General features: G+C 52.2%; 15 protein-coding genes. 7 read left to right on the top strand and 8 right to left on the bottom strand.

Annotated features, from left to right (window positions below; genetic code table 11):
• Positions 1-55: 55 nt before the first annotated feature.
• From istB to Enr10x_RS07795, 3 genes are all read right to left on the bottom strand, one after another.
• Positions 56-850, bottom strand: a complete 795-nt coding sequence (gene istB, locus Enr10x_RS07805) for an IS21-like element helper ATPase IstB (protein WP_145447830.1) — start codon at positions 848-850, stop codon at positions 56-58.
• 2 nt (positions 851-852) lie between these two features.
• A complete protein-coding gene (gene istA, locus Enr10x_RS07800) occupies positions 853-2,337 on the bottom strand; it encodes an IS21 family transposase (protein WP_145447831.1) in 1,485 nt (494 codons plus the stop codon).
• A 713-nt stretch (positions 2,338-3,050) separates the two neighbouring features.
• Positions 3,051-3,500: a CsbD family protein gene (locus Enr10x_RS07795; protein WP_145448660.1), complete on the bottom strand. Its 450-nt coding sequence runs from the start codon at positions 3,498-3,500 to the stop codon at positions 3,051-3,053.
• 682 nt (positions 3,501-4,182) lie between these two features.
• Between Enr10x_RS07795 and Enr10x_RS07790 the strand changes: the two genes are divergently transcribed.
• Positions 4,183-5,043, top strand: coding sequence for a PP2C family protein-serine/threonine phosphatase (locus Enr10x_RS07790; protein WP_197997515.1), 861 nt, complete (start codon positions 4,183-4,185; stop codon positions 5,041-5,043).
• 23 nt (positions 5,044-5,066) lie between these two features.
• Positions 5,067-6,323: a cation:proton antiporter gene (locus Enr10x_RS07785; RefSeq protein WP_145448658.1), complete on the top strand. Its 1,257-nt coding sequence runs from the start codon at positions 5,067-5,069 to the stop codon at positions 6,321-6,323.
• Between the two features lie 46 nt (positions 6,324-6,369).
• On the opposite strand, the gene Enr10x_RS07780 is transcribed toward Enr10x_RS07785, so the two are convergent.
• Genes Enr10x_RS07780 through Enr10x_RS07765 form a run of 4 tightly spaced genes read right to left on the bottom strand, consistent with a single transcriptional unit; the run spans position 6,370 to position 12,280 of the window.
• On the bottom strand, positions 6,370-8,493 hold the full coding sequence (locus Enr10x_RS07780; protein WP_145448657.1) for a cytochrome c3 family protein: 2,124 nt from the start codon (positions 8,491-8,493) through the stop codon (positions 6,370-6,372).
• Positions 8,490-9,314 (bottom strand): hypothetical protein, encoded by an 825-nt coding sequence (locus Enr10x_RS07775; protein WP_145448656.1) that lies wholly within the window; start codon positions 9,312-9,314, stop codon positions 8,490-8,492. The genes Enr10x_RS07780 and Enr10x_RS07775 overlap by 4 nt, the downstream gene beginning before the upstream one ends.
• On the bottom strand, positions 9,311-11,041 hold the full coding sequence (locus Enr10x_RS07770) for a cyclic nucleotide-binding domain-containing protein (RefSeq protein ID WP_145448655.1): 1,731 nt from the start codon (positions 11,039-11,041) through the stop codon (positions 9,311-9,313). Before Enr10x_RS07770 ends, Enr10x_RS07775 begins: the two co-directional genes overlap by 4 nt.
• 48 nt (positions 11,042-11,089) lie before the next feature.
• Complete coding sequence (locus tag Enr10x_RS07765) at positions 11,090-12,280, bottom strand: multiheme c-type cytochrome (RefSeq protein ID WP_145448654.1); 1,191 nt, start codon at positions 12,278-12,280, stop codon at positions 11,090-11,092.
• A gap of 347 nt (positions 12,281-12,627) precedes the next feature.
• Here Enr10x_RS07765 and Enr10x_RS07760 point away from each other — a divergent pair, with 347 nt between their 5' ends.
• From Enr10x_RS07760 to Enr10x_RS07740, 5 genes are all read left to right on the top strand, one after another.
• A complete protein-coding gene (locus tag Enr10x_RS07760) occupies positions 12,628-14,370 on the top strand; it encodes an adenylate/guanylate cyclase domain-containing protein (RefSeq protein WP_145448653.1) in 1,743 nt (580 codons plus the stop codon).
• Positions 14,371-14,652: 282 nt separating this feature from the next.
• On the top strand, positions 14,653-16,572 hold the full coding sequence (locus Enr10x_RS07755) for a multiheme c-type cytochrome (RefSeq protein WP_145448652.1): 1,920 nt from the start codon (positions 14,653-14,655) through the stop codon (positions 16,570-16,572).
• 14 nt (positions 16,573-16,586) lie between these two features.
• The gene (locus tag Enr10x_RS07750) at positions 16,587-18,233 is read left to right on the top strand and encodes a hypothetical protein (protein ID WP_145448651.1); all 1,647 of its coding nucleotides are present in this window, start codon (positions 16,587-16,589) and stop codon (positions 18,231-18,233) included.
• A 194-nt stretch (positions 18,234-18,427) separates the two neighbouring features.
• Positions 18,428-19,060, top strand: coding sequence for a sigma-70 family RNA polymerase sigma factor (locus Enr10x_RS07745; RefSeq protein WP_145105848.1), 633 nt, complete (start codon positions 18,428-18,430; stop codon positions 19,058-19,060).
• Positions 19,061-19,114: 54 nt separating this feature from the next.
• Positions 19,115-22,051 carry a serine/threonine-protein kinase gene (locus Enr10x_RS07740; protein ID WP_145448650.1) on the top strand — a complete coding sequence of 979 codons (2,937 nt, stop codon included), beginning with the start codon at positions 19,115-19,117 and terminating at the stop codon, positions 22,049-22,051.
• Between the two features lie 22 nt (positions 22,052-22,073).
• On the opposite strand, the gene Enr10x_RS07735 is transcribed toward Enr10x_RS07740, so the two are convergent.
• Positions 22,074-23,300, bottom strand: a complete 1,227-nt coding sequence (locus tag Enr10x_RS07735; RefSeq protein ID WP_145448649.1) for a serine/threonine protein kinase — start codon at positions 23,298-23,300, stop codon at positions 22,074-22,076.
• Positions 23,301-23,419: the final 119 nt, after the last annotated feature.

The raw sequence follows: 23,419 nt of genomic DNA, 5'->3' as shown, positions 1-23,419 counted from the left end.
TCTGTGCAGGATTCGTCCTGATGTGGCTGTTTGGGGACGAATGCGTGGTCTTTTGTTATTTCGTCAGTCGCGGTTGCTTGCTTGAGCTTTTTGTGTGCCGCCGTTTGGCGTCCTGTAACCGGTAACTTTCACCAGTGGTTTCCAGGATATGGCAACGATGGGTGAGCCGGTCGAGTGTGGCCCCCGTCAGCCGTTCGCTGCCCAGGACCTCGGTCCAGTTTTCAAAGGGGAGATTGGTCGTTACGATCAGGCTGAAACGTTCGTAAGCCGTGCTGATCACGTCGAACAGCAACTCGGAGCCGAGTTTACTTGCGGGGACATATCCCAGTTCATCCAGAATCAGCAGATCGAGTTTCGCGAGCTGCTTTTTCAGGCGGGTTAACTCCCGCTGTTCGCGGGCTTCCATTAACTGGGTAATCAGTTCTGTGACCTGGTAAAAGCGGACCCGCTTTCCCTGGCCGCAGGCGGCAATCCCCAGGGCGACTGCCAGGTGCGTCTTGCCGGTGCCGGAATTGCCCACCAGCAGGATATTCTCCCGCTGCTCGATAAACTCACCCCGCATCAGTTCGCTGACCAGCAGTTTGTTGAGGCCGGGCTGGACCTGAAAATCGAACGTTTCCAGGGTCTTATACGTCGGGAACTTCGCGGCCTTCAGACGTCGTTCCGCGGCCCGGCGTTCCCGTTCAATCAGTTCCAGTTCACATAACTGTAACAGGAATCCCAGATGGTCGACATTGTCAGTGGCACAACGGGCGGCGATCTTTTCGCATTCTCTGAGGATGGTGGGCAGCCTCAGGTTCTTGAGATGGTGCTGCAGCAGCACCAGGCTTTTGGTTTGTTTTCTGGTCACGTTTAACCTCCGATTAACAGGGACTGGTAAGCAGAAACATCCGTCTGTGCCACCTGTACCAGCTTCAGGTGGGGACGGCCTTCCAGGCTGAACAGAGTCAGCGGTGACTCCTGCTGGTATTCCAGAATCAGGCGAATGGCAGAAGCGCGGGTCGCATCAATGTCCAGCGCGTATTCCACCGCACGCTTCAGTGCGGATAACGGATGGTGTTCCAGCAGGCGCAGCACCTTGATGAACTCCCGCGTGCCGTCTGACTGCAGTTCGGCTTCCAGCCGACGGCGGAGAATGCCCAGACAGACCGGCAGATCCCAGTCTTCCAGGGGGCGGGCATGATCAAAGCCTCCCGGCTTCCGTTCCAGTAAACTCAGGTAATGAATCGGGTTAAAACGGGTCTGTTCCCGTCCCCAGTCCCGCTGGTGCCGGGCGATTAACGTCTCTTCAAACAACAGCCGCACTTCGGTGATGGTGGCCACGATAGTGATCTGACGATGCGCGTATTTTGTGGGAACCGAGTAACTGTTGGTATCAAAGCGGACCAGCGACAGGGAGTCGGCGTGTGCCTGTCCCAGTCGGCAGGCTTCGAACGTCTGCTGTGGCAGGGGCCGCAGGAATTCCCGTTGTTCTTCCGCCAGCAGGCTCTGTTTGGGGGAAGCCTGTCCCCGCAACTGACGCTGCAGATCGTTCCGGCAGCATTGCACTAACTGCTCGTTCAGAGTCTCCAGGGAAGCAACCCGGGGAACGGGGACCAGGAAGTTGCTGCGGGCATAGTCCAGCAACCGCTCGACATGGCCTTTCTCATTCGGTCGTCGTACCAGACAGAAATGATCGTCAAACAGAAAGTGGCTTTTCAGACGCAGGAACTCGGTCGTTACTTTTCGCTCACGGTTCCCTACCAGACTGGCTACTGCGATTTTCGAGTTGTCATAGCTGATCCGCTGCGGTACACCGCCCAGAAATTCAAAGGCCCGCTTGTGTCCTTCCAGAAAGGCTTCCGTACATTCCCGGGGAAAGGCCTGGATAAAAATCGCGTCCGAATAAGGTAACGTCATCACAAACAGGGCGACTTTGGTCAGTGTTCCGTCCAGCCAGACATCGGCAAAGCCGAAGTCCACCTGGGCTTCGCCCGGGGGATGGCGGAGCGGCAGGAAAACCTCGCGGGACTGGGCTTTCCAGTCACGGATGGCTTCCCGGACGATCGTGATTCCACCGGAATACCCGTGTTCGTCCCGCAGACGTTCGAAGATGCGCTTCCCCGTATGGCGCTGTTTGCGATGCACGCTGCGGTCGTTCTGCAGAATCTCATGAATGATCGGCAGAAACGGCTCCAGCTTGGAAGGCCGGGGCTTAGTCAGCCGGTATCCCGGCGGCTCCGAGTAGGTCAGTATTTTTTGCAGCGTGTCCCAGTGAATACCGTACTCGTCACGAGCAGCACGTTGACTGATTTCTCCGGTCAGAACACGCCGACGGATCTCACCCCATAACTCCATATCTGTAATCACCCTTGCCCCCGCTGTTTCCGGATCAGAACTGACTCATATACTGAGAGTCTGACCCAAAACCAACAGGTGGTCATCTGGGCGCTACGTTTTTATACCGATTTGCCACTACCCGACAGGCGCTACGTTTTCTGGCCGCTGTTTACAACTGCCAGTCCATAAGGGATGATGCACTGCGTTTGACGTGATGCACATCTTCATCCAGTTCTTTCCGCAGCCTCTCCATCGAATGACAGATCTGATCTGCCCGGTTATCAGGAGACTTATTTTTCATCATTTCCCCCGTCGATTAAGCAACTACCAGGTCAACCTGTGCCTTCTCCTGGTTCTGACGATTTGTAGTATGGTTCATGTCTTGAAGTGCTTCCTGAGTGAATCCGGAACAATCTCAGACAGGGACTCCCTGACCTGGTTCCCGACTCGGTCGGCTATACCGGACTCGTGACTGAGATACCTGGACGACCCTTTGAAAATGGTTCCCAGTAACAGCCCTGCCCCGATACCAACCCCCAGCCCAATGAGAACCGACTTGACAGGTTGTTCTTCCATATATTGGCACATGCCGGGGGCTGTCTCCTGTTCGACATCGTCAGTTAGAGACCGGGCCCTCTGCTGTGACCGTCTTTCGATATCATCGTACTGATGAATCATGTTTCCCTCCTTTAAACGACTCCACAGATAAGTTATCTGTACTTGAGTGGTACTCAGCGACGCCAGACCAGACTCACGATGACACCGGCGATCAGCCCCGTTCCGAACGCGACAGCTACCGACTCCACCGGATTTTTTCTCAAGGTCTGCTCTGCCTGTTGATATCCCCTTTGCATAGATTCATTTATGTGCTCATACTGCTCATGAGCCGCATCCGAGGCCTGCTGAAACTGTTCTTTGGTTTTATGAACTGCCTTTTCGAAACCTTCTCCCAGTTTTTCGGTAGCGCAGGCAGCCGATTCGGACATATCATCGACAATGGTATCAATCTCCTGCTGAATCTCGCTGGAAGCCTGCCCTGTCCTTTGTTGAATTTTCCCGACCACCTGATCTGTCTGCCCTTCCAGTTCATCGAGATCATGAGGGCTGAGTTGACTCCAGTGCTCCTCTATCCGACCTCTTAACTCATTCCAGTGTCCGCGTATTTCTTCTCGAGTAACCATTTCTCGCTCCTTTAAATCGAAGGCTTCTTCCACTGAACGGCGTTGATTAAACCGTCTTCAAAAAGACATCATCGCAACTGATGTGCCAGTGATTGATTTATGCAGCCTTACGCTCCCTGTATGCCAATACGATTTCTCGATAAGTGTTGTATTTCCAATCTTCATCAGGAATGAAACAGCAATTCACACTGCAGATGGACGGATACATTCACTTCAGGAAATAACAAGTCGATCGGTCGCCAATATGCCAGACTGGCTTCAGATCGATCAATAATTGCTTCTGCGTGCCCTGTGTCTGAAATAAAGTGGCCCACTCCTCAACTAATTCATTCATTTTGCCAGAAATCGACTGAGCATCCGAAAAGACCAGGTGAGTTAGCTTCAATCATGACTGGAACTTAGCGCTATTCGCAGCTACCTGATGTTCCCATGCACCAAAGCAGCCCCGCTTTGGAATGCGATGTGCTTATTTCTAAATGTAGTACAACGATTTCGCCTGGTTGATACAGATCGGTCACAGGCTCTCTGCATCATATTCCAGTCTCCAAAGATACTCTGATACCAATCCGGGAAGAGGGGGAAGGCAATGAGTGGCAAGATGGACTGCTTTGGTTTAACAAAAATCGGTTCACATCAGACCGTCAATCAGGACCAGTTCCTCATAGCGGATCTGGAAAAGTCAATGCGCTTACACTCCAGTAGTCTGAGTCTGGACAGTTATTCCCGACTTTATGGAAATTCACAGGCCAAGTTACTACTGGTCTCGGATGGGATTGGCGATTCCGGAACAGGCGATCTGGCCAGCCGACTGGTGACGGAGCACCTCACCCGCTATCTCTTAAACGAGATGCCCTGGTTTCTGGAGTGTGATTCAGACGCCTGCACTGAGTTGCAACAGGAATTTCTGAATGTTGTCGAACAATGTCAGGAAAGAATGGAATTTGATATCGAGGAACATCCAGAGCGTACCGGGATGGAAGCGACACTCACTCTCGGATATTTGATCTGGCCTGTGCTCACCATCGTGCACGTTGGACACAGTCGCTGCTATCTCTACAGGGACTCCAGGCTGTCACAACTAACACAAGACCATAATCTGACAGAACGTCTGGTAAAAAGCGGTGCGCTGAATGCAGGTGATCTACCGGAAGTCTGGCAGGAAATGCCTTTCAATGTCATTGGAGGAGATCCCCACGGAAAACTGAGTCCACAGATCATTCAAACGGAAATCAAGGTCGGTGATACCTTGATGCTGTGCACGGATGGTTTAACCAGACAGTTTTCTGACACCTCGATCTCCGAAATTCTCAGCCGTAACCTGATGGCTGATGAAACTTGTATTCAACTGATTAATGAAGCTCAGGCCTGCAATGGAACGGACAACATGACTGTGATCGTTGCCAGATTTCTGGATGTGGGGGACCAGGATGTTGCGCTCAGTGGGGGACTCCAGATGAAAACAGACCGAGAAAACATGCCTGAATCTCGTCAACCACAGCAACACAACACTCCCGGAGCCCAGCCTGAGAAACAACAACCCTGATTCCTATTTCCTCAGGAACACTGATGGAACTTCTCTATATTCTACTGGTTTTACTGATCGTCACCCGCCTGTTTGGAGAAATTTTTGCTCGGCTGTCCCAACCGGTCCTGGCCGGGGAGTTACTCTCTGGGGTCATCCTGGGAGTCATCGTCAAGAATAACGAACGCTGGTTTCCCATCCTGTCTGATCTGTCGGAAAATCAAATCTTTGAGGCCGTCACTGATCTGGGCATTTTTTTCCTGATGCTTCTCGCAGGCATTGAGATGCGCCCTCGGGATCTGGCGCAAACCTCTGGCTCCGCTTTGATCGTAGCTCTGGGAGGCATGCTGTTTCCCATGACCCTGGGAATGGGACTGGGATACTTTTCTCTTCCCGACTCCGACTGGAAAACAGCCCAGATGTTTTTCCTGGGGGTCGCCCTGTCAATCACAGCAGTTCCAATCACGATCGCCACCCTCATGGAACTGGGACAACAGCATTCCAGACTGGGAAGGATGATTATCTCTGCCGCAGTCTTCGACGATATCTTCAGCCTGTTTTTACTGGCAGTGTTAACTTCGTTGCTCAACCAGACAGGAGGACTCACACCTGGTTCATTCGGAATATTGACCGGTAAAATCATTCTCTTTTTTATTATCACCCTGGTGGCTGGTCGTTGGCTGTTTCCCTGGCTCAATCGGATCGCACATAAACATCTTCAGACGAAGCATGTCGAATTCACCATGCTGATGACCAGTGCCCTGGCCTTTTCGGTTCTGGCGGAAATGCTCGAAATGCATTTTATCCTCGGCGCGTTTACAGCGGGCCTGTTTTTCACCCGACAATCAATCGAGGAAACGCTGCACCGCGATGTTCACGTGCAGGTCGAAGCAATCACACTGGGTTTCTTCGCACCGCTCTTTTTTGCCTCGATCGGATTGAGCATCAATCTGGACGCGATTACGGCAACCCCCGTCTTTCTATTCCTGCTGATTCTCACTGCTTTTATTGGAAAAATGCTGGGAGCAGGCCTTGCTGCCAAACTTTGTGGTTTACCCCGTACAGAAGCACTGGCGGTCGGTATCGGCATGAATGCCCGGGGCGCTGTGGAACTAATTGTCGCTGATATCGCCTGGAATGCAGGGCTCTTTAATTATCCTGAGCCTGCCCCTCCTGTGGTTTCGAATCTGTTTTCCTCAGTGGTGCTCATGGCAATTCTGGCAACGATTCTCTCTCCCATGGCATTGCGGTTGATACTTTCCCAAACGGGTTCAAACAACGCCGCTTATTCAAAAGAGTGAATCATCGATTTCCTCACACTGCCGGTCGATTGGTTCGAATCGCATTTCACTTTTCAACCACCCGGGCATGGGCATGGTATTGATGACACTGCAGACAACTCTGTGTTTTCGTCGTCCGATTATGACAGGTGACACAGGACTGGCGATTCACAGGTTGAAATCCACTGGTGCAGACCTGGTCTGGATCATCATTGATCTTCCAGAAAATATTGTTCGCATCCCTCTCAAAGAAATGTTTTTGCAGAACCGTTGTCAGATCTGTTCCTGACGGATCCAGAGTATGACAGGTTTCACAATTCTGTCGCCCGCCAAAAGCCAGATGAGGTCGATGCGAGAAGCGGGTAAAGTGCTCACCTGCCGAAGTTAATTTCAAAGGCTGCCAGTTGATACGCGCGGTACCGTTTTGCGAGTTACGATCCACGGTATGACACATCAGACAACGCCCGGATGCCAGTGCACCGGGAGTTGCTTCTGTTCCCGAGGCAGTCGGACTGGAAAAGATCTGCCACAACTGATCCTGAGCTAATACCCGCGGATCTTTCTGAACAGCCTGATCGAGCCATGCTTTGATCAGAGGATCAGCGTGTCCCAGTGGGCGATAGCGAATCGCAAAATCGGAATTCGAAATACTCCAACCACCGCTGCTGTCTGGCAAAAAGTGCTGTTTTTTCTGCTGCGACTCAGTTGGGGCAGGAGTCGCCTGTTTCTGTGCTGTTTTACTCTGCTCCATTTCTGATATCAGATCAGGGAACCAGAGCAGCTGCGCCTGTTTTAATGTCGGTACAATCGATGGTTTCATTTGCAGGTAAGCAGAACCGGCTTTCCCCAGCCGTTGTTCCAGAGCACTCTCTCCCTGGATCGATACCTCGTAGAGTAGTTTCCTGATTGCCCTGCCAACCTGGGCCAGAGCCTGCTGCTCACTCTCGTTCAACTGGTCCAGCCGCCGATAATCGATCTCACCCAGTTCCTGGACAGCCTGCTGATAGTCCGGATCTTCGCTTAACAGCAGTTCCATCATGCGTGGCAGACGTGCCGTCTCGAAAACACCAGTTGTGCGTGGCCACTGCACCGAGTCCGACTTACCAGCAGGTGGTATCACGGGAAGAGCAAAAAATGGGACTCCCGGAAATTCGCTATCCTGAATCTGTGATTCATGACAACTGGAGCAGGTTTGTTCAAAAGTCCCAGTCAACATAAAACGGCCCGAAGCATCGGCAGTGTGACAGGTCTGGCAAGACTTTGGCTTGATCCCCCCTGGCATCGTCCGTTTAAATTCATCCTCCACGAAATACCGATTGAGATGGGTATTGTGATCGAAATAGATGCGCGAGCGGCGTTCATAAGGATAGTCGCCCAGACCCGGATGGCCATGTTCAAAACTGTTAAACTGGCGGACATGACAGTTCTGGCACTGCATATCTGTCAGTTGAGTCAGGATCGCTTTTCGACCGTGGTGTTCCTGGTGACAGGTGGCACAGGTCAGCTGGTCTTTCGCTGACTGAGGATCCGTGAAAGCCGCCAGTTCCAGCGCGAATGGAGTCGCTGTGGGAGGAACCGTCTCTTGAATCTGACGTGTCTTTTCAGACAGTCGATCAGCCGAAAGGCTGTGAGCAAACAGGGCATTTTCCCCGAGCTCCTTATGGCAGCGCAGGCATCTGGCAGAATCTTTCAGCGCCCCTTCGGAATCAAAGGCTGTATGCATCCAGTGTCCCAGGCCTCCTTCAGCGGATGCATGACAGGCCTGACAATCACTCTCGATCGCCGCATGTGCCGCTGTGACATCACCTGGCGCCAGTCGGGGTGTCGGTGAGGAACCACCAAAGAGAAACAGGCAGAATAATACTCCTGCCGCCGTAGCAATGCAGCTCAGCAGACGACGCTTTGCAGCCAGACTGCGATGAGGCTGACAGCTGGTGTCCGCCTGGCAGCACATTCCCTCTTCGGTCGGCCCCTCTTTACACTTCCCGCCATGCACTGCAGACCGGGTACAGACATATTTTTCCCCCTTTTTCTCCGGCTGGCAGCGGCTTTGAACCTGGCAGCCTCCCTGACTGTCCGGCCCCAGTCGACAACACTGTCCCAGTTCGCACATGCGACCACAAACCCAGTCGTTCCCCGGGCGTTCGTAATTGCTGTCTTTCCAGTTAAAAGATTGTAAAGGCTCAGTCATCCGCTCGTACTCGCAAAGGCACAGACGGTAATCGTATGGAACAGGGCAAACAAAATCAGGGTGTAGGTTAAAGGAACATGCACGAACAGCCAGAATTTTAAAACTGACTGCAACGACTGCTGATAGTCCAGATCGTCTTTCAGCTGGATCTGATCGGCAATCTGTCGCATCGTCTCCTGTTCCCGTTCATTGAGAAATGTCTGCAGATCAACCACCCGCTGAGCAAGCTGGTGTCGATGCCGCCTGGAATGCAGGATATGGCGGACCTGATTCCGGGATCCTGCAAAATAGTCTTCCAGGTGTTTGTGATAAAAATCAGCAACTGCGGTCCCCTCTTCTGACTTTAAACTGTCAGAAACCAGCTTCTCGACCGTCTCCTGAATTTTGCGACGATGAACAGGAATCCGTTCATAAATGACCTGCTCTCCGCGCGATAACAGTCGATAGGGAATGATCCGTGATAATAACCAGCCCAGAACCCCACTCAGAAACACAAAGGAATAGGTGAGAAACAATGCAAATTCCAATAGCCCGTCCGGAACATGAAATCCGATATGCAGGAGAAACAACACGCAGGACAACCAGCCCACAAAGATATGAAACTGCAACCAGGCCGTTGCATTTCCCAGCGCCAGAAATGAAAGTTTTTTACGCCATTGATAAGCCGCTAAAATCAGAATACAAGTCAATAGCAGCGTACCGCTCGCAAATGCCGTTTTTGCCAGGGTCAGTGAATACAGCCAGGTGCCTGATAGAATGAGAACAACGAGCACCAGAAAGGTAGACAGTCGATATCGGTACTGAATGAGCAATTGCTTCATCGTGCAAAGACCTCCTCAACCCGGGCCGCATCCTGCATATCGACGCGAAACAAGGCATCATGCGGACAGGCACTTTCACAGGCGGGGCCTCCGCGCTGATCAATGCACAGATCACATTTTGTGGCCTGCGTCAACGGGGCACGCGTTTTGGAATCGACAATCAAATCGCCGCTGGCATCGCGGATATCAACCATGCGAATTGCATCAAAAGGACAGTTGCTGGCACATTGGGCACAGCCGATACAGGTCTGATCATTGATGACAATATCCCCCTGCCCCAGATCACGAAAAATGGCCCCTGTCGGACACTCAATCATGCAGACCGGGTCCACGCAATGCAGGCAGGCACTGGGCACCATAAACTGATTTAATACGGGACCATGGCGGATGAATCGCGGGTTATTGTCATGTGCGGTTGCACATGCCCGGACACAATCATCGCAGCGGGTACACCGATCCAGGTCGATCACCATCAACGACGTTCCCTCCACGTAGTTCCGGTCAATCAGCTGGCTGAGCAAAGCCTCATCCTGGATTTTGACGGTCTGACGGGCTGGTGACTCCTTTGACTGTTCACTCCCGTTTTGTGTTGTCATCTGCTGCTGCAAAATTTCCGCGACCAGCTCAGCCGGTACCAGAACGGCATTCAAATGCCCAATCGCACTTAATTGCGTCTGACAGGGCAGGGGAGAAGAAGAATTGATACTCGTTCGTATTTCATCCAGTCCGAAGATCTGCCCGGGTGAAAGATAGCCAATCGTGCGTCGGCCCTGATAATACTGTTGCGTAATCCGGGCCAGGCCGCTGCGAATCATGATAATGCCACGCGGCACTTCCCCTTCATGAATGATGACGGGTTCGCCTGATTCCAAATTCTGCTCTGGATTTGAATTGAGCTCTTTAAACGGTTTGGAAGAGTCATAATTACCAAAGGTCTGAAACTCAACCTGATCCACAATGCGCTGCATCAGCTCCGTTGAACAGCCTTGAAAGAGAGGATCTGTTCTCAGAAAGGCAGCCAATGCCCGTTCCCGAAATGCATCTTCAATATAGCGTTTGAGCCCTCCACTGGCGTCATGTCGCAGAATATCGCGAATCCCCTGCCAGCGAATTTCCAGCAGCTGCGAAACCCCTTCCGAAAACACCGTCGCGACCCGACTGGTTCGTCCCAGTGCAGCCAATTCTCCAAACCAGTGTCCGGCCTCCAGCCTGGCAGTACGATATTTATCGAGGACTGCCGAGACTTCCTGGAGATAGATACGGGTTCGCCCCCGCGTCATGCGTGTCTGCAAAGGGGGACTGGAACCACTGACTTCTGCAACTGCGCGTACTTCCGGTTCCCGATGATTTCGCCAGAGCTGCGCGATGGATTCCCAGAGCGATTTCACCCTGCTCCGACGCCGTCCCAGGATTTCGTCTGGTAAAGAAGACTCTCCCCGTTCGAGTTCGACTCGGACAGTTCCTGAAAGCACGAAGAAAGCGGAGTTCCCCCAGTCACCGCGCCGCACGATAATGTCGCCCTCATCAAAGCCCACAATGCGTGCATCGTTTTTGAGGATGTCATGCAGAGGCAGTGACCGTTTAAATCCGGAGGCATCAATTTCGGAAAATGGCGGTTGTTGCAATAGTTCTTCGACGCCGGCATCCGTCATTTCCTGCTCACTGCCCGCTTCCAGTGAGAACGGTTTATCCCAGCGACGTGGTCTTGAAACAGATGGTTCAGACATGGTTTATCCACTCAAAGTGATTAACAGACTGACGATCGCTGAAACGGATTACTTCTTTAAATACTTCTCCTGGTATTGCTGTGAATAGTGGGGCGGCAGGCGATTGATCATCGCATCCAGGCTGGCAAATTTCGAACCATCATGTTGTTCTGCAAACTGCCGGGCCAGTTCACCAACTTTGTCTGCTGCCTGACTGTAAGTCTCCTTATCGGTCGGCAGTGGGGCAAACAGGGTTCCAAACATCGGTGTAATCAAGGCTGTCACGGCCTGCAGTTCTGAAGTCGGCGCTAATGCATTCATCTGAGTCAGCTGACCGTTGGCAGCCGCAATGACACCACTGATCTGGGGGATCACTGCCGGATTTGTCGTCTGGGCTCGCAGCCGCAGCGCTGTTTCCAGTTGGACCAGTGTACCGATGACGTATTTCATCCGTCGACGATCTTCCGGTTTGCCTCCCGTGCGTTCCATCCATAACGAAGGAGCGTCCGCATTCGTCGTTTTATCAACCAGGAAGTTATGCTTGAGTTCACCACTGGTCCATGACACAAAATCGAATGCACTGGCAGCCTTGTGACCGGCGGCGATCAGTTTTTCATTTCCTACCAGATGGCATTTGAAACAGGCCTTGGAAAGACCGTAGATATTACTGGATCTTCGCATACCGGCCTGGTCACAGAACTCCAGTCGGGCAGCCCGATGTGCGGCAGTTTCCTGGGCACGAGGGATCGGCATACTTGCATGATAGGACTGATGCCGGTTCAACCAGCCCTCTTCTCCACCGGCGGCACCGTGACACTTTTCACAGGAAACCCCCGAGATCACTTTCACCTGACCATCGCGCACAGCTTTGGTTCCATGACAGTCCGCACACAGCGAATCACCCAGCATTTCGGCACTGGTCAGTCCCATGGCTGTCGCATATTTTTTTGTGTTCCCATCAAACTTATAGAGCCGCAGTTCAGGAGACTGAAAGTGAACCGTTTTCATCCAGGTCGCCACTTCTGACGGGTGGCATTTTTTACAATCAGCGGCAGTGACTCCCATGATATGTTCCGTCTGGTCAGCCCGTTTGACTGCTGATGCAGAAACATAAGCAGCCTGCGTGTCTTCAGGTTCAGCAGCAGACATGCGGGGAGATAAGCTGGTGCCAGAGAACTGCAAAATCAGACCAGCCAGCAGAAACAGGGACAGGAAAAACAGCGATTTGAAACAGCGCAATCTGAGTCGGGCGTAATTCATTCCGAGAAACCTTCTTTGCAAGTGACTTGAGACAGGACGTGTCAAATTCTTGAGCCCGCGAGTACCCCCTTATCAGACCTGACCAGGGATGTACATTTGACGGCATCTGAATAGCAATCAGAAACCGACAGAGTTTTTTAACGGACTCCAACGCCGGATCACTACTCCCTTTTTGTCATGTATGCAGAATTTCTGATGATTTTGCGAATGACCGGTTGCCGTTCACCATTTTTTCCGTTTCTCAGAGATAGGCCCCCTTCTGTTTTCGAGTGAAGTAAGGCCGAAATCCAAATTTAATTTCAAACAGTTCACATTGATATTAAGTCAATCAGCTACAGGACCAGACCATGATTCATCTGATCGCCCAAGGGCCCCGTCCCGGCGAGAAAATTGAATGGCAGATTCCAGAAACGAAAAGAATGCTCCTGGGACGCAGTGCAGAAAATGATTGTGCTGTCCCTTGGGATTCCACAATCTCCCGGATGCATGCTGAATTTACACGTCATGAAGATCGGTTCAAAATCCGCTGTTTTCCCAGCGTTTTAAACCAGATCAGGTATGGAGATCAGTTTCACAGCGAGCTGGTTCTTCCGGTCGGGGATATCTTTCAGATCGGTGAAACCCATTTTCAATATATTGAACGTGCAACCAACAGCGGCGTGTTGCAGATCCTGGACGATCTGGACACGGAATCCGGGATTCTGACGGAAGCCAGCCTGCGAGTCACCGATTTCCGCATTGAAACGGTGTCGAAAGCAGTGCCCCGCTTATGGCTCTCTAAGGATGAAGGGAATCTCGCATGCCAGGCGGGACTGCTCCTCAAAGAAGTGATGACTCACGCTGATGTCGTCGCGGTAATCCAGACCGATGGTCCTCGAAAGTGGGGCGTCGCGCACTGGGAACAGCCGGTACCCGGTTTTCGGCGCGTCTCTATCGTCAGATCACTGGTTCGGGATGCCTTAAAAACAGGTGAAACCGCGATTGAAGTCGAAAAGAGCCGCAAAGGAGAACCCCTGGCCAACGGACGCTGGGCCTTCTGCACTCCAGTGAAAACGGAAGGAAATCACCAATGGTGCCTGTATATCTGCGGTCGTTTTGGCGAAGAGTCTCCCTCACACGCATACCTCTCCACCGAAGATCTGCAGGAAGACCTGAACCTGGTAGAACTCTTGGCACACATGCTCTCTGCCATCCGCAGAGTCCGTCGACTGGAAGACCGCTTTTCCGGGATCGAACAGTTTTTTTCACCCGCGATTATTAAAGTCGTCTCCGAAGAAAATGCCACTCACACTCTGGAACCGACAGAGACCGATACAGCAGTTCTCTTCTGCGATCTCCGACGTTTTTCACATATGACGGAAAAAGCTGGCAAGAACCTGCACCAGTTTCTGGACCGTCTGAAAAATGCGCTCGGTGTCATGACCCAGAGTATTATCCATCAGCATGGTGTGATCGCCGATTTCCAGGGTGACAGCGCTCTGGGCTTCTGGGGCTGGCCGTTACCGCTTACAAAAGGTTCTATCCCGGCCTGCAAAGCAGCTTTGAAGATTCAGCAGATGTTCAAAATCTCCAACAGCACCCACTTTAATGAACTGAGTGGGTTTGAAGCTGGAATCGGCATCACTCGAGGAAATGCAATCGCCGGGAAAATTGGTACCCGGGAACAAGCGAAAGTCGGGGTTTTCGGCCCCGTTGTGAATCTGGCGGCCCGCCTGGAAAGTATGACGAAGCAGATTGGTGTCCCCATCCTGATTGATGAGCCAACCGCCATGGATGTGCGGAACCTGCTACCTGAGTCGGAAGGCCGCTGTCGGCACATCGGCCTGTTTCGACCCGCGGGATTCGAATCTCCCTTTTCCGTCTATGAGCTCTTGCCTTCAGAGGGGAAAAGCACGATCTCCAATCAGAATATTCAGGATTTTGAGGCAGCAGTCTGTGCCTTCATCGATGGAGACTGGGACAGTGCCCTGGAATTGCTGGGACATCTGCCACCAAAGGATCGGGCGAAAGATTTCCTGCTGTTACAGATCGCAAGCCACAATTACAAAGCGCCTGATCAATGGGATGGGGTCATCTCTCTCAAAAAATAGTTCTCCCCCCAAGGGTCTCTATCATATTCCAGCAGCCAGATGCTGCGTGCGATCATTCAATTCTCTTAAGCACTGATATGAACAGTGTTTAAAACCCCCACACCTGCAACTGAGTGATCTCAGTTATTTTTAATCGGACCTGAAACTATGCATTTAAATGTTCAACCAGTGTTCGGATTATTCCGATTATAACTATTGAACCAACAGGGAAAAAAATGCGCACCGTGTCTGGTTCGGCTTCTTTTTGACAGAATCGCGACTCTGAAAGGCAGGAGAACAGGAATGGAATCCTCTCCTCAAACAAATCAAATCCGCATCTATCGTAACCTGGGGATCCTGCTGCTGCTGTCCGCAGGTCTGCTGCCTGTGATCTACAGTCAGTACGTCCAGGCGGAGCAGAAGGGATTTGTCAAACTCACAGCTGCCGAACCTGCGCCCCCGGCAGACGCTCCCCCACCAGAAACACCAACTCAACGTGACGAAGTACTGCAATACGCAATCGATCAGGCGCACGCAGAGTGCTTCGACGATGATCCATTTCCTTCGGCTGAAAAATGTGGCAAGTGTCATCCGCAACATTATCGGGAATGGGCTGTCTCACCTCACGCCTATGCTCAGTTGAGCCCTGTTTTCAATGCGATGTCGAACAAGCTGATCAAGCTGAATAACGGCACGCTGGGCGACTTCTGTATTCGCTGTCATACGCCAGTCGGAATGGCCCTTTCCGAGCCGATTAACATGAGCAATATGGATCGCTCCCCGACTTCCCGAGAGGGTGTCACCTGCGTGGCCTGCCACCGGATTAATCAGGCCTGGGGAAAAGGAGCGGGTCGACAGGCACTCGTGGCCGGCGACATCAATCAGGTCGTCTACGGCCCCATGGGAGGTGAGAACCTGGCGGCAGTACTGGCCAATCCAGACAAATACGGGGTTCTCAAAACCAACAAAGATCCGAATATCCGGGGACGTGAAATTCATGCAGAAGCGTATCAGTTTTTTCAGCTGATCACGCCCGGCTTCTGTGGAAGCTGTCATGATGTCTTTGCCCCGAACGGGTTCCGACTGGAAGACGCCTTCAGTGAATTTAAACATTCCCCTTCCGCGAAAGTCTGCAAAGAAAACTGCCAGGACTGTCACATGGGTGCCGTTCCGGGTAAGCCTCTGGGCTACTCTTCCTCGCCGGCTGCGGTGATCGGCAACGTCTCCACTCCCGTACGCAAACACACTAACCACATGATGATCGGCCCCGATTATCCGATCATCCATCGCGGCCTGTTTCCGCATAATCCCAAAGCGATCCGGGAAGAAGATGAGCCCCCCTCTGCAGATGAGGGGCTGGCAACCATGCGTGAATGGCTCTGTTTCGACGACGCTGCCGGGTGGGGAACCCCCGAATTCGAAAAGCATGTCACCGAAGCCGACTACTTCCCTCCGCCCTGGGATAATCAGATTACACGTATCAAGGCCCGGCAGGTTCTGAACGAGCAATATGACTTGCTCGGCGAAGCAGCCACACAGCGACTGCAGGTTCTACAGGCCGGTTATGAACTGGGAGAAATTGCGGTCGAGAAAGCCAAATGGTACGACCTGCGCTTCTCGGTTCCGGTCTCCAATATCACTCTCGGACATGGAGTCCCCACCGGCTTTGACGCGGAACGTGTTGTCTTTTTGAGGACGATGGTCTGGGACCAGAACGGACAGCTTGTTTTCCAGTCGGGCGACCTGGACCCCAACGGAGACATCCGGGATTCCCACTCTCTGTATGTCCATAACGGCGAAGTTCCTCTGGATCGTCAGTTGTTTACCCTGCAGTCCCGCTTTATTACTCGGAACGTACGCGGCGGCGAACGGGAGCAGGTGCTGAATGTACCCTACTCACTCGATCCCCTGCCTTATTTCCGACCAGCCACACGTCCTTTTACAGTGTTGGGACGGCCAATCGGAGCACGAAAACAGAAACAGAATATTCCCCCCAAAGCACACCGCCTGGCAAAGTACCATGTGTCAAGGCGTCAATTAACGGGCCCCGGCAACTACACAATTCGCGTACAGCTGATTGCCGGCATGGTCCCTGTGAACCTGGTACATGAAATCTCGGACGTTGGTTTTGATTATGGGATGTCGGCTCGCGATGTTGCAGATGGCGTCGTGGACGGTCACATGATCCTGTATGAAAAAGTGGAAACAGTCTGTATTCCCTGATTGCAAAACTTCCCATGCCACACAAATCACGAGAATTTCTACTGCTGATGTTCTGGAGCTTCAGTCTGATGCTCCCTGTGCAACTTGCTGCGCAGCCACCGGAGGCACCGGGAGTGGTAACGCTCCCCCCTTCTCCGGAATATGCTGAAGAACTTGAAAAAGCAGACCAGTACGATGAGTTCGATGAATTCATCGATCCCTATGCAGATCGCGTCGAATACGATCCCAGCGTGGTTCACGACCATGATCCCCTCCCCTGGAAACTGGGAGAAATGTTCATGGATGCCCTGGCCTCCCCTGCAGAACCCATGGCACATTTAGGAGAATGGTTGCTCTGCGCAGAGCATTTCGCTCCTGAATCCCCTTTGGAAGATCATGCCATTGGCCTGCAACCGATTCCGAACCGCCCCAATCTGTTAATTGAAACGAATGAAAAATTCCTGGATATCGGCTTCCTGAATCAGGGGATTGTCATTCCCACCGGAGCCGTCTGGCGTCCTTCCTTCTGGGTCTTCGGAACTTACCGTACCGGGATCGATTATTTTAATAACCGCACGGGAACCAACGTCACCGAATGGGCCAACCGCCTGGATCTGTTTGGTCAGTTGAATCTGTCGGGGACCGAACGCATTCTGGTCGGCCTGAGATCTCTGGACAAAGAGCTGACCGCATCGCGACTCTTTACGAGTTATGAATTCCATGACGGTCAATGGCTGGATGGTCTGAATGCCAACATCCAGACCCTGTTCTTCGAAGGAGACTTCGGCGAAAATTTTCCTAACCTGGATCCCTACGACGTCCATCGCTACGACATCGGTTTCTCGGTTGGGCGCCAGCCGATGTCCTTTCAACAGGGTCTCTTGATCAACGAAGACATGGTCGATGCCGTCACGGTCACACGTAACACGGTCTATGGCGGCAAGATTCTGAATATGCGCATCACGGGCGTGTATGTGGAAGGTGACATCAACCGTAATAATAATGTCCGCGATCCGGATGCCCGCTTATACGGGATTTTCACTGAAACGGATACGAAGTTCAGCACGATCAACGCGGACGTCGCCACCGTCTATTCCAGTAATCAGCAGTTCGGCAGTAACACCGCTTTTGGAATCAGCGCCATTCAGCGTCTGCACGGCTTTCACAATACCTATAATACCTCTTTCCATGTACTGGGATCGTTCCCGCACGAAGGAGCCACCGCTGCTTCCGGTCAGGGAGAATTACTGTTCAGCCAGGTTTCACTGACACCACATCATTCCAACGATCTGGTGTATTTCAATGCGTTCCTGGCCATCGACCAGTTCACTTCTCCGGCACGGGGTACTTTGGCGGGGGGACCGCTGGGTCAGGTGGGGATCCTGTATGCCGCCTCAGGACTGGGTCAATACGGAGCCGCTCTGAGCAACCAGGCCACCAATGCTGCCGGGGCCAGCCTGGGATATCAGTTGTTTTATGACAAATCCAGGCAGCAGCTGATTTTTGAACTTGGTGGACGCAAAAATACACAGGGGACGAACAATGGTGCGATCGCCGGCGGTATCCGCTATCAGAAAGCGATCGGACAGCACTGGATCATGCTGCTAGACAGTTTTGTTTCCAAACAGGAATCCCGTGGAGTGGGTTCCGGAGCACGCATCGAATTTCTGGCAAAGTTCTAAAGCAGACCCGTCAAACAGCTTGAATTGCTCGTAATAACATCAGACAGCCTCTCGTTTGCTCATTTCTGCCGATAAGTTCGAAGAATTGTTGGAATCCATCTGTTCCGATCTCCAGACGCGACTTGTCGTCATGGGAACGATTCCGGTAGAATCAGGCCTGATTTTAAACAGATTACCAGACGGGAGGACATTTTTTGTTGGAAGAGCAGGAAGACCCTCAGGAATTTCTTAATCGATTGCAGGAAAATCCGGAAGGGGTACTGGCGGAAGAATACAACCGTTACCGCGATCGGCTCTGGCGAATCGTCAATTTTCGTCTCGATCAACGTCTGCTCGGTCGTGTCGATGCTGACGATATTCTGCAGGAGGCTTACCTCGATGCAGCCACCCGGATTGAACACTACCTGAATGATCCGGCAACCACGTTTTTCATCTGGCTGCGGACCGTTGTGGGCCAGACTCTGATCGACGTCCATCGCCGGCATCTGGGAGCTCAAAAGCGTGATGTACGCCGCGAGGTGAAACAGAAACGCCGGGTCTTTTCCGCTTCGACCTCCTTTCAGATTGCAGACGTGCTGCTGGGCGATTTGACCTCTCCCAGCCAGGCAGCCCTCAAAGAAGAACTGGCCAAGCAGCTGCATGAAGCTCTGGAAAGCATGAATGAGATTGACCGGGAAATTCTGGTACTCCGACATTTTGAGGAACTGTCAAACCTGGAGGCCTCTGAAGTACTCGAAATCGAACCGAAGACAGCCAGTATGAGATATTTTCGGGCCTTAACCAGATTGCGCTCCATTCTGGTTCAAATCCCGGGTATTATTGAATGATCAGACAGAAATCGCCTGTTTCATTGCAGATTGAAATCAACAGGACATTCGGCAATGTTATCCCCCGATTCAAATCACACACTTAAAAACCTGACGCCTCCCGGATCGGTTGATCTGGAGCTGCTTGCAGATGAATTTATCTCTCGCATTCGCCAGGGTGATCACCCTTCCGTATCGGAATACCAGCAGCGTCACCCGGAACTATCAGATGAAATTGAAGAATTCTTTCCCGCGATCGCCGCGCTGGAAGGCGGAAAATATGTGGAGCCTGTTCCGGGAAGAGTCTCTTTAGGCGCTTCCGTTCCTGAACAGCTGGGCGATTTTCAGATCGTTCGCGAAATCGGACGGGGGGGAATGGGGGTCGTCTATGAAGCGATCCAGGAATCACTCAATCGGCACGTTGCCTTGAAGCTGCTCCCCCGCCACTTGCTGCTGGACGAAAAACAGCTCAAGCGATTCAGGCGTGAAGCAGAACTGACGGCCTCGCTGCATCATACCAATATCGTCCCGGTTTATGGGGTTGGGGAGAACGGGGGCTTTCACTATTACGTCATGCAGTTGATCGAAGGGGTCGGTCTGGATGAGCTGACTCAGAAAATCGTCGCCACTGCAGCGAGCACAGGCCTCAAGGCACACAGGGCACCACTGAAAACGCTGACATCCATCGGTGACGAAACCGTCATCTGCCCCTCGGGCGACAGCGCTACAACGGACTTCACCTTAAACATGGAAGCCAAACCGGTTGATCCTGTATTTGAAGAATTCGTTGATACGCCACAAAACATTGCCGCCCTGGGAATTCAGGCAGCCAGCGCCCTGCAATATGCACATGATCGCGGAATTCTCCACCGGGATATCAAACCGGGTAATCTGCTGCTGGATCGTGACGGACTGCTCTGTATTACTGACTTTGGACTGGCTCGCGCCGCAGAACAGAATGACCTGAGTAAATCGACAGACATCGCAGGCACGCTCGGATATATGGCTCCTGAAATGTTTCGCGGTGAGACCTGTCGCCAGAGCGATATTTATGGCCTGGGTATCACTCTGTATGAGCTGCTGACCAGACGCTTTGCAATTGAACGCACCAGCCGTCATGAAATGATTGAAAAAATCACTCACGGCTCGATCACTTCACTACGTCGCATCGACCCCGCCATTCCCCGCGACCTGGAAACCATTATCCTTAAAGCCATCGCTCCGGATACCAAACACCGCTACCAGCAGGCAAGCGATCTCGCGGACGATCTCAACCGTTTCCTGGAGAACCGTCCGATCCGCGCCAGACGTGTGAATCTGCTGGAACATGTCTGGCGCTGGAGCTGCCGGAATCCGGCAATCGCCAGTCTGTCAGGAATCGCCTTGAGCTTACTGCTACTGCTGGGCGTTACACTGGCGGTCGGCTTTGAACGGGAACGACAGGAACGAAAAAAAGCGGAAGCTTCTGCACATCTTGCCACTGCGACACTGGATCGTGTCTTCGACCGTTTTGTTCCCAGTCGCAGCCAGTCTTCGGAAACGACCGGTTCTCCGGCTGATTATTCAGAGCCGGTGCTCTCTCGGGAATCGGCAGATCTTCTCGCTGGTATGATTCCGTTTTATGAGGAACTGGCAAAATCAACCGGGTCACAACAGGAGTTTCGACTCAAAGCTGCTAACGCACAACGCAAGGTCGGTGATATCCATCGACGACTGGGAGATTTCCAGGCTGCGCTGGCTGCCTATCAGAGATCACTTGAACTGTACCAGCAGGACTTTAGCGAAGCAAAGACACTGACCATCGCCACGCTATATAACGAAATCGGTCGCATTTATCGCCATCTGGACCAGTTGCCTGAATCCAGAACAGCCCATGAAACCGCTCGCAAGTTACTGGAGACGGCCATCGCTCAAAACCAGGATCAGTCGGACCTGCGTTTCGAACTGGCACGCACCTGTTTCCTGAATGCCCGTCAGTTTCGACCGGAGCAGATACAAAATGAGAAGGGCCGACTGACTGGAAAACGCCTCAACCCCGATCAGAATCCTAATGCCGCACAACTGCAGCAGGCCATCGATATTCTGGAACAACTGATTGCCACCGATCAGACACGTCCCGAGTACCGCTACCTGCTGGCGCTTTGCCTTCAGGAGCAGATCTCGGACCGCATTCCTCAGCCGAAATCAGACAGCATTAAACAGGCACGCGTTTATGAAATTCTGGAAAATCTGGTCAAGGAATACCCCCAGATCTCTGACTACCGGCACGCTCTCGTAAAATCTTACGAACGGGTCGAACTTCGTAATTCCAAACCGGGAGATATCAGTGACACCCTGATTTCTCGTTTAAAAAGTGCGATTCAGCACGCCAGTCGTCTGGTCTCGGATTCTCCCACGATTCCCGAATACAAAACCTCGCTGATTCACTCTCATAATAAGCTTGCGCATGCCATGGATATTTTGACCATGGGTTATGTGCCGGACATCGAAAATCGCCAGTACCATGATACTGCAGAGCTCTCCCTGAGAACTGCCATGCGCTTACAGAAAGAACTGACAGAACAATTCCCTGATTCCGAGGAATACAGGCAATGGCTGGCCAAATTCGAAATTGACCTGGCAATGATCGTCAGCAAAAAAGGAAATGTCAAAGAGGCAAAAACACTCTTCAACAGTGCGCTTCAGATTCTGGAACCGGCCTGGAAAAAAAATCCCGATTCACCTCAGCAGCTGGCTGGAATTCTCGATACCACAGAAGAACTGGCCCGACTTTATCATCAGACCAATTCTGATGTCGACAGCTGGCTGATGTGGGATAAACATGACAAATATGAGCGGGAGTTCAACGAACGATTCCCGGGGCTGAATCCCCAGGATTTCAAAGAGAAGCCTCCTTTGCACAATCATGGTGGTCCCGGACCAGGCCAACCAGGCCACGGGCCTCCTCGTGAACGACGTCCTCCCAGACCAGGTGGCCCCGGTCAGAACAATGGCCGTCTCCCCCGTATTTGATCTGCCTCTTCAAAAATACGTTTCAACCCAGCGGACACTTCGTTTTACGCCAGAACCAGGACCATTTATCCCGGAAGGCTGACTGTCGACTGACGCGACGCCGCACACTTTTGCCATTCAGAAATCGCACCAGATCGATACTCAGTTCATCGGCTGTCTGATATCGCTCCCCGGGTGACCTGGAAATACAGTTCAGAATGATAGCTTCGAAAGACGTCGGCATATCAGTTGCCAGATCGCCAGGCCGTTGAGGTTCAGAATGAGTGATCAGTTCCAGCAGTTGCTGACTGTTCCGTGCTGCAAAGGCGGGAACGCCTGTAGCAAGTTCGTACAACGTCATCCCCACGGAATACAGGTCACTCTGCTCGCTGACCTCGCCACAAAAACGCTCTGGCGACTGATTTCGCAATGTTAAAGTCTGCTGCTGCTTTAATGCGCCTTCCGCAAACTGAGGCAGCGCGAATCCTGTCAGCCAGCAGTCCAAATCTGAATTCACCAGGATATTCTCCGGGCGGAAATCATTATGTAGCGTCCCCCGACTGTGCGCATAGCGCAGGGCATTTGCCATCTGTAATGCGAGTGATGCATATCCACGCCAGGGATCCTGCTGCAATGAATCTGCCACTGACTGCGCCTGTTGCACACCTGGATGTGACTGATCACAATTTGCGATTTCGGTATGAATTGCCCCGGAGAGACAGGCAATGACCTGGTTCAACCCAACCCCCCGTACCTGTTGCATCACGGCAAAAGAATATCCCTGATCTTCCCCTGTACTATAGATGGAAATAATATTCTGATGCTTCAAACGAAACGTCAGGCGGGCTTCCCGTTCAAAACGATCGCGCCAGCGGGGCGTCAATTCTGATTTCCAGGGCATCAGTTTTACTGCCACCGGGCGTCGCTGAGCCCCCTGCACTGCTTCAAAAATTATCGCCGTGCGACTGCGACTCATCTCGCGCGTCAAATGACAGTTTCCCAGTTGCCTGAGGTTCAGACAATCAGCGGCCTGTTGCTTCAGGCAGGTAATCTCCTGATTGCCTTTCCATTCTTCCATCGCGATCAGGACGGGAAAGCTTTCGCGGATTTCTGATGCATACTCCGGATAAGCAGTTGCATAGTCTTCGATAGACGGATTTAACCAGCGGCGATACTCATCCACAAATTGAGTCGCGAGCTCCTCGAGTGTACAGTATTCCGAGCCAGGTTCTGCAGTGGTGACCATCTGTGTCAAAATCTCAGAATTCATGATGACCCTTCACGAGCGTCTGATGTCAGATTTCTGGTCTCAGTTCGTGTACATTTCAAACAGGAATGAATTCGAAGGTGAGACTCTCAGTAGATTCAGCCGGTTCGATATCTGTTATC

The sequence above is a fragment of the Gimesia panareensis genome (assembly GCF_007748155.1).
Classification (GTDB): domain Bacteria; phylum Planctomycetota; class Planctomycetia; order Planctomycetales; family Planctomycetaceae; genus Gimesia; species Gimesia panareensis.
Note: the sequence above shows the minus strand (reverse complement) of the source record. Positions and strands in the feature narration are given on the sequence as shown.

What these genes read in the sequence shown, in the direction of transcription:
- istA (WP_145447831.1), bottom strand. Translation starts at nt 2,337, where the DNA reads ATGGAGTTATGGGGTGAGATCCGTCGGCGTGTTCTGACCGGAGAAATC.
- Enr10x_RS07795 (WP_145448660.1), bottom strand. Translation starts at nt 3,500, where the DNA reads ATGGTTACTCGAGAAGAAATACGCGGACACTGGAATGAGTTAAGAGGT.
- Enr10x_RS07790 (WP_197997515.1), top strand. Translation starts at nt 4,183, where the DNA reads ATGCGCTTACACTCCAGTAGTCTGAGTCTGGACAGTTATTCCCGACTT.
- Enr10x_RS07785 (WP_145448658.1), top strand. Translation starts at nt 5,067, where the DNA reads ATGGAACTTCTCTATATTCTACTGGTTTTACTGATCGTCACCCGCCTG.
- Enr10x_RS07780 (WP_145448657.1), bottom strand. Translation starts at nt 8,493, where the DNA reads ATGACTGAGCCTTTACAATCTTTTAACTGGAAAGACAGCAATTACGAA.
- Enr10x_RS07775 (WP_145448656.1), bottom strand. Translation starts at nt 9,314, where the DNA reads ATGAAGCAATTGCTCATTCAGTACCGATATCGACTGTCTACCTTTCTG.
- Enr10x_RS07770 (WP_145448655.1), bottom strand. Translation starts at nt 11,041, where the DNA reads ATGTCTGAACCATCTGTTTCAAGACCACGTCGCTGGGATAAACCGTTC.
- Enr10x_RS07765 (WP_145448654.1), bottom strand. Translation starts at nt 12,280, where the DNA reads ATGAATTACGCCCGACTCAGATTGCGCTGTTTCAAATCGCTGTTTTTC.
- Enr10x_RS07760 (WP_145448653.1), top strand. Translation starts at nt 12,628, where the DNA reads ATGATTCATCTGATCGCCCAAGGGCCCCGTCCCGGCGAGAAAATTGAA.
- Enr10x_RS07755 (WP_145448652.1), top strand. Translation starts at nt 14,653, where the DNA reads ATGGAATCCTCTCCTCAAACAAATCAAATCCGCATCTATCGTAACCTG.
- Enr10x_RS07750 (WP_145448651.1), top strand. Translation starts at nt 16,587, where the DNA reads ATGCCACACAAATCACGAGAATTTCTACTGCTGATGTTCTGGAGCTTC.
- Enr10x_RS07740 (WP_145448650.1), top strand. Translation starts at nt 19,115, where the DNA reads ATGTTATCCCCCGATTCAAATCACACACTTAAAAACCTGACGCCTCCC.
- Enr10x_RS07735 (WP_145448649.1), bottom strand. Translation starts at nt 23,300, where the DNA reads ATGAATTCTGAGATTTTGACACAGATGGTCACCACTGCAGAACCTGGC.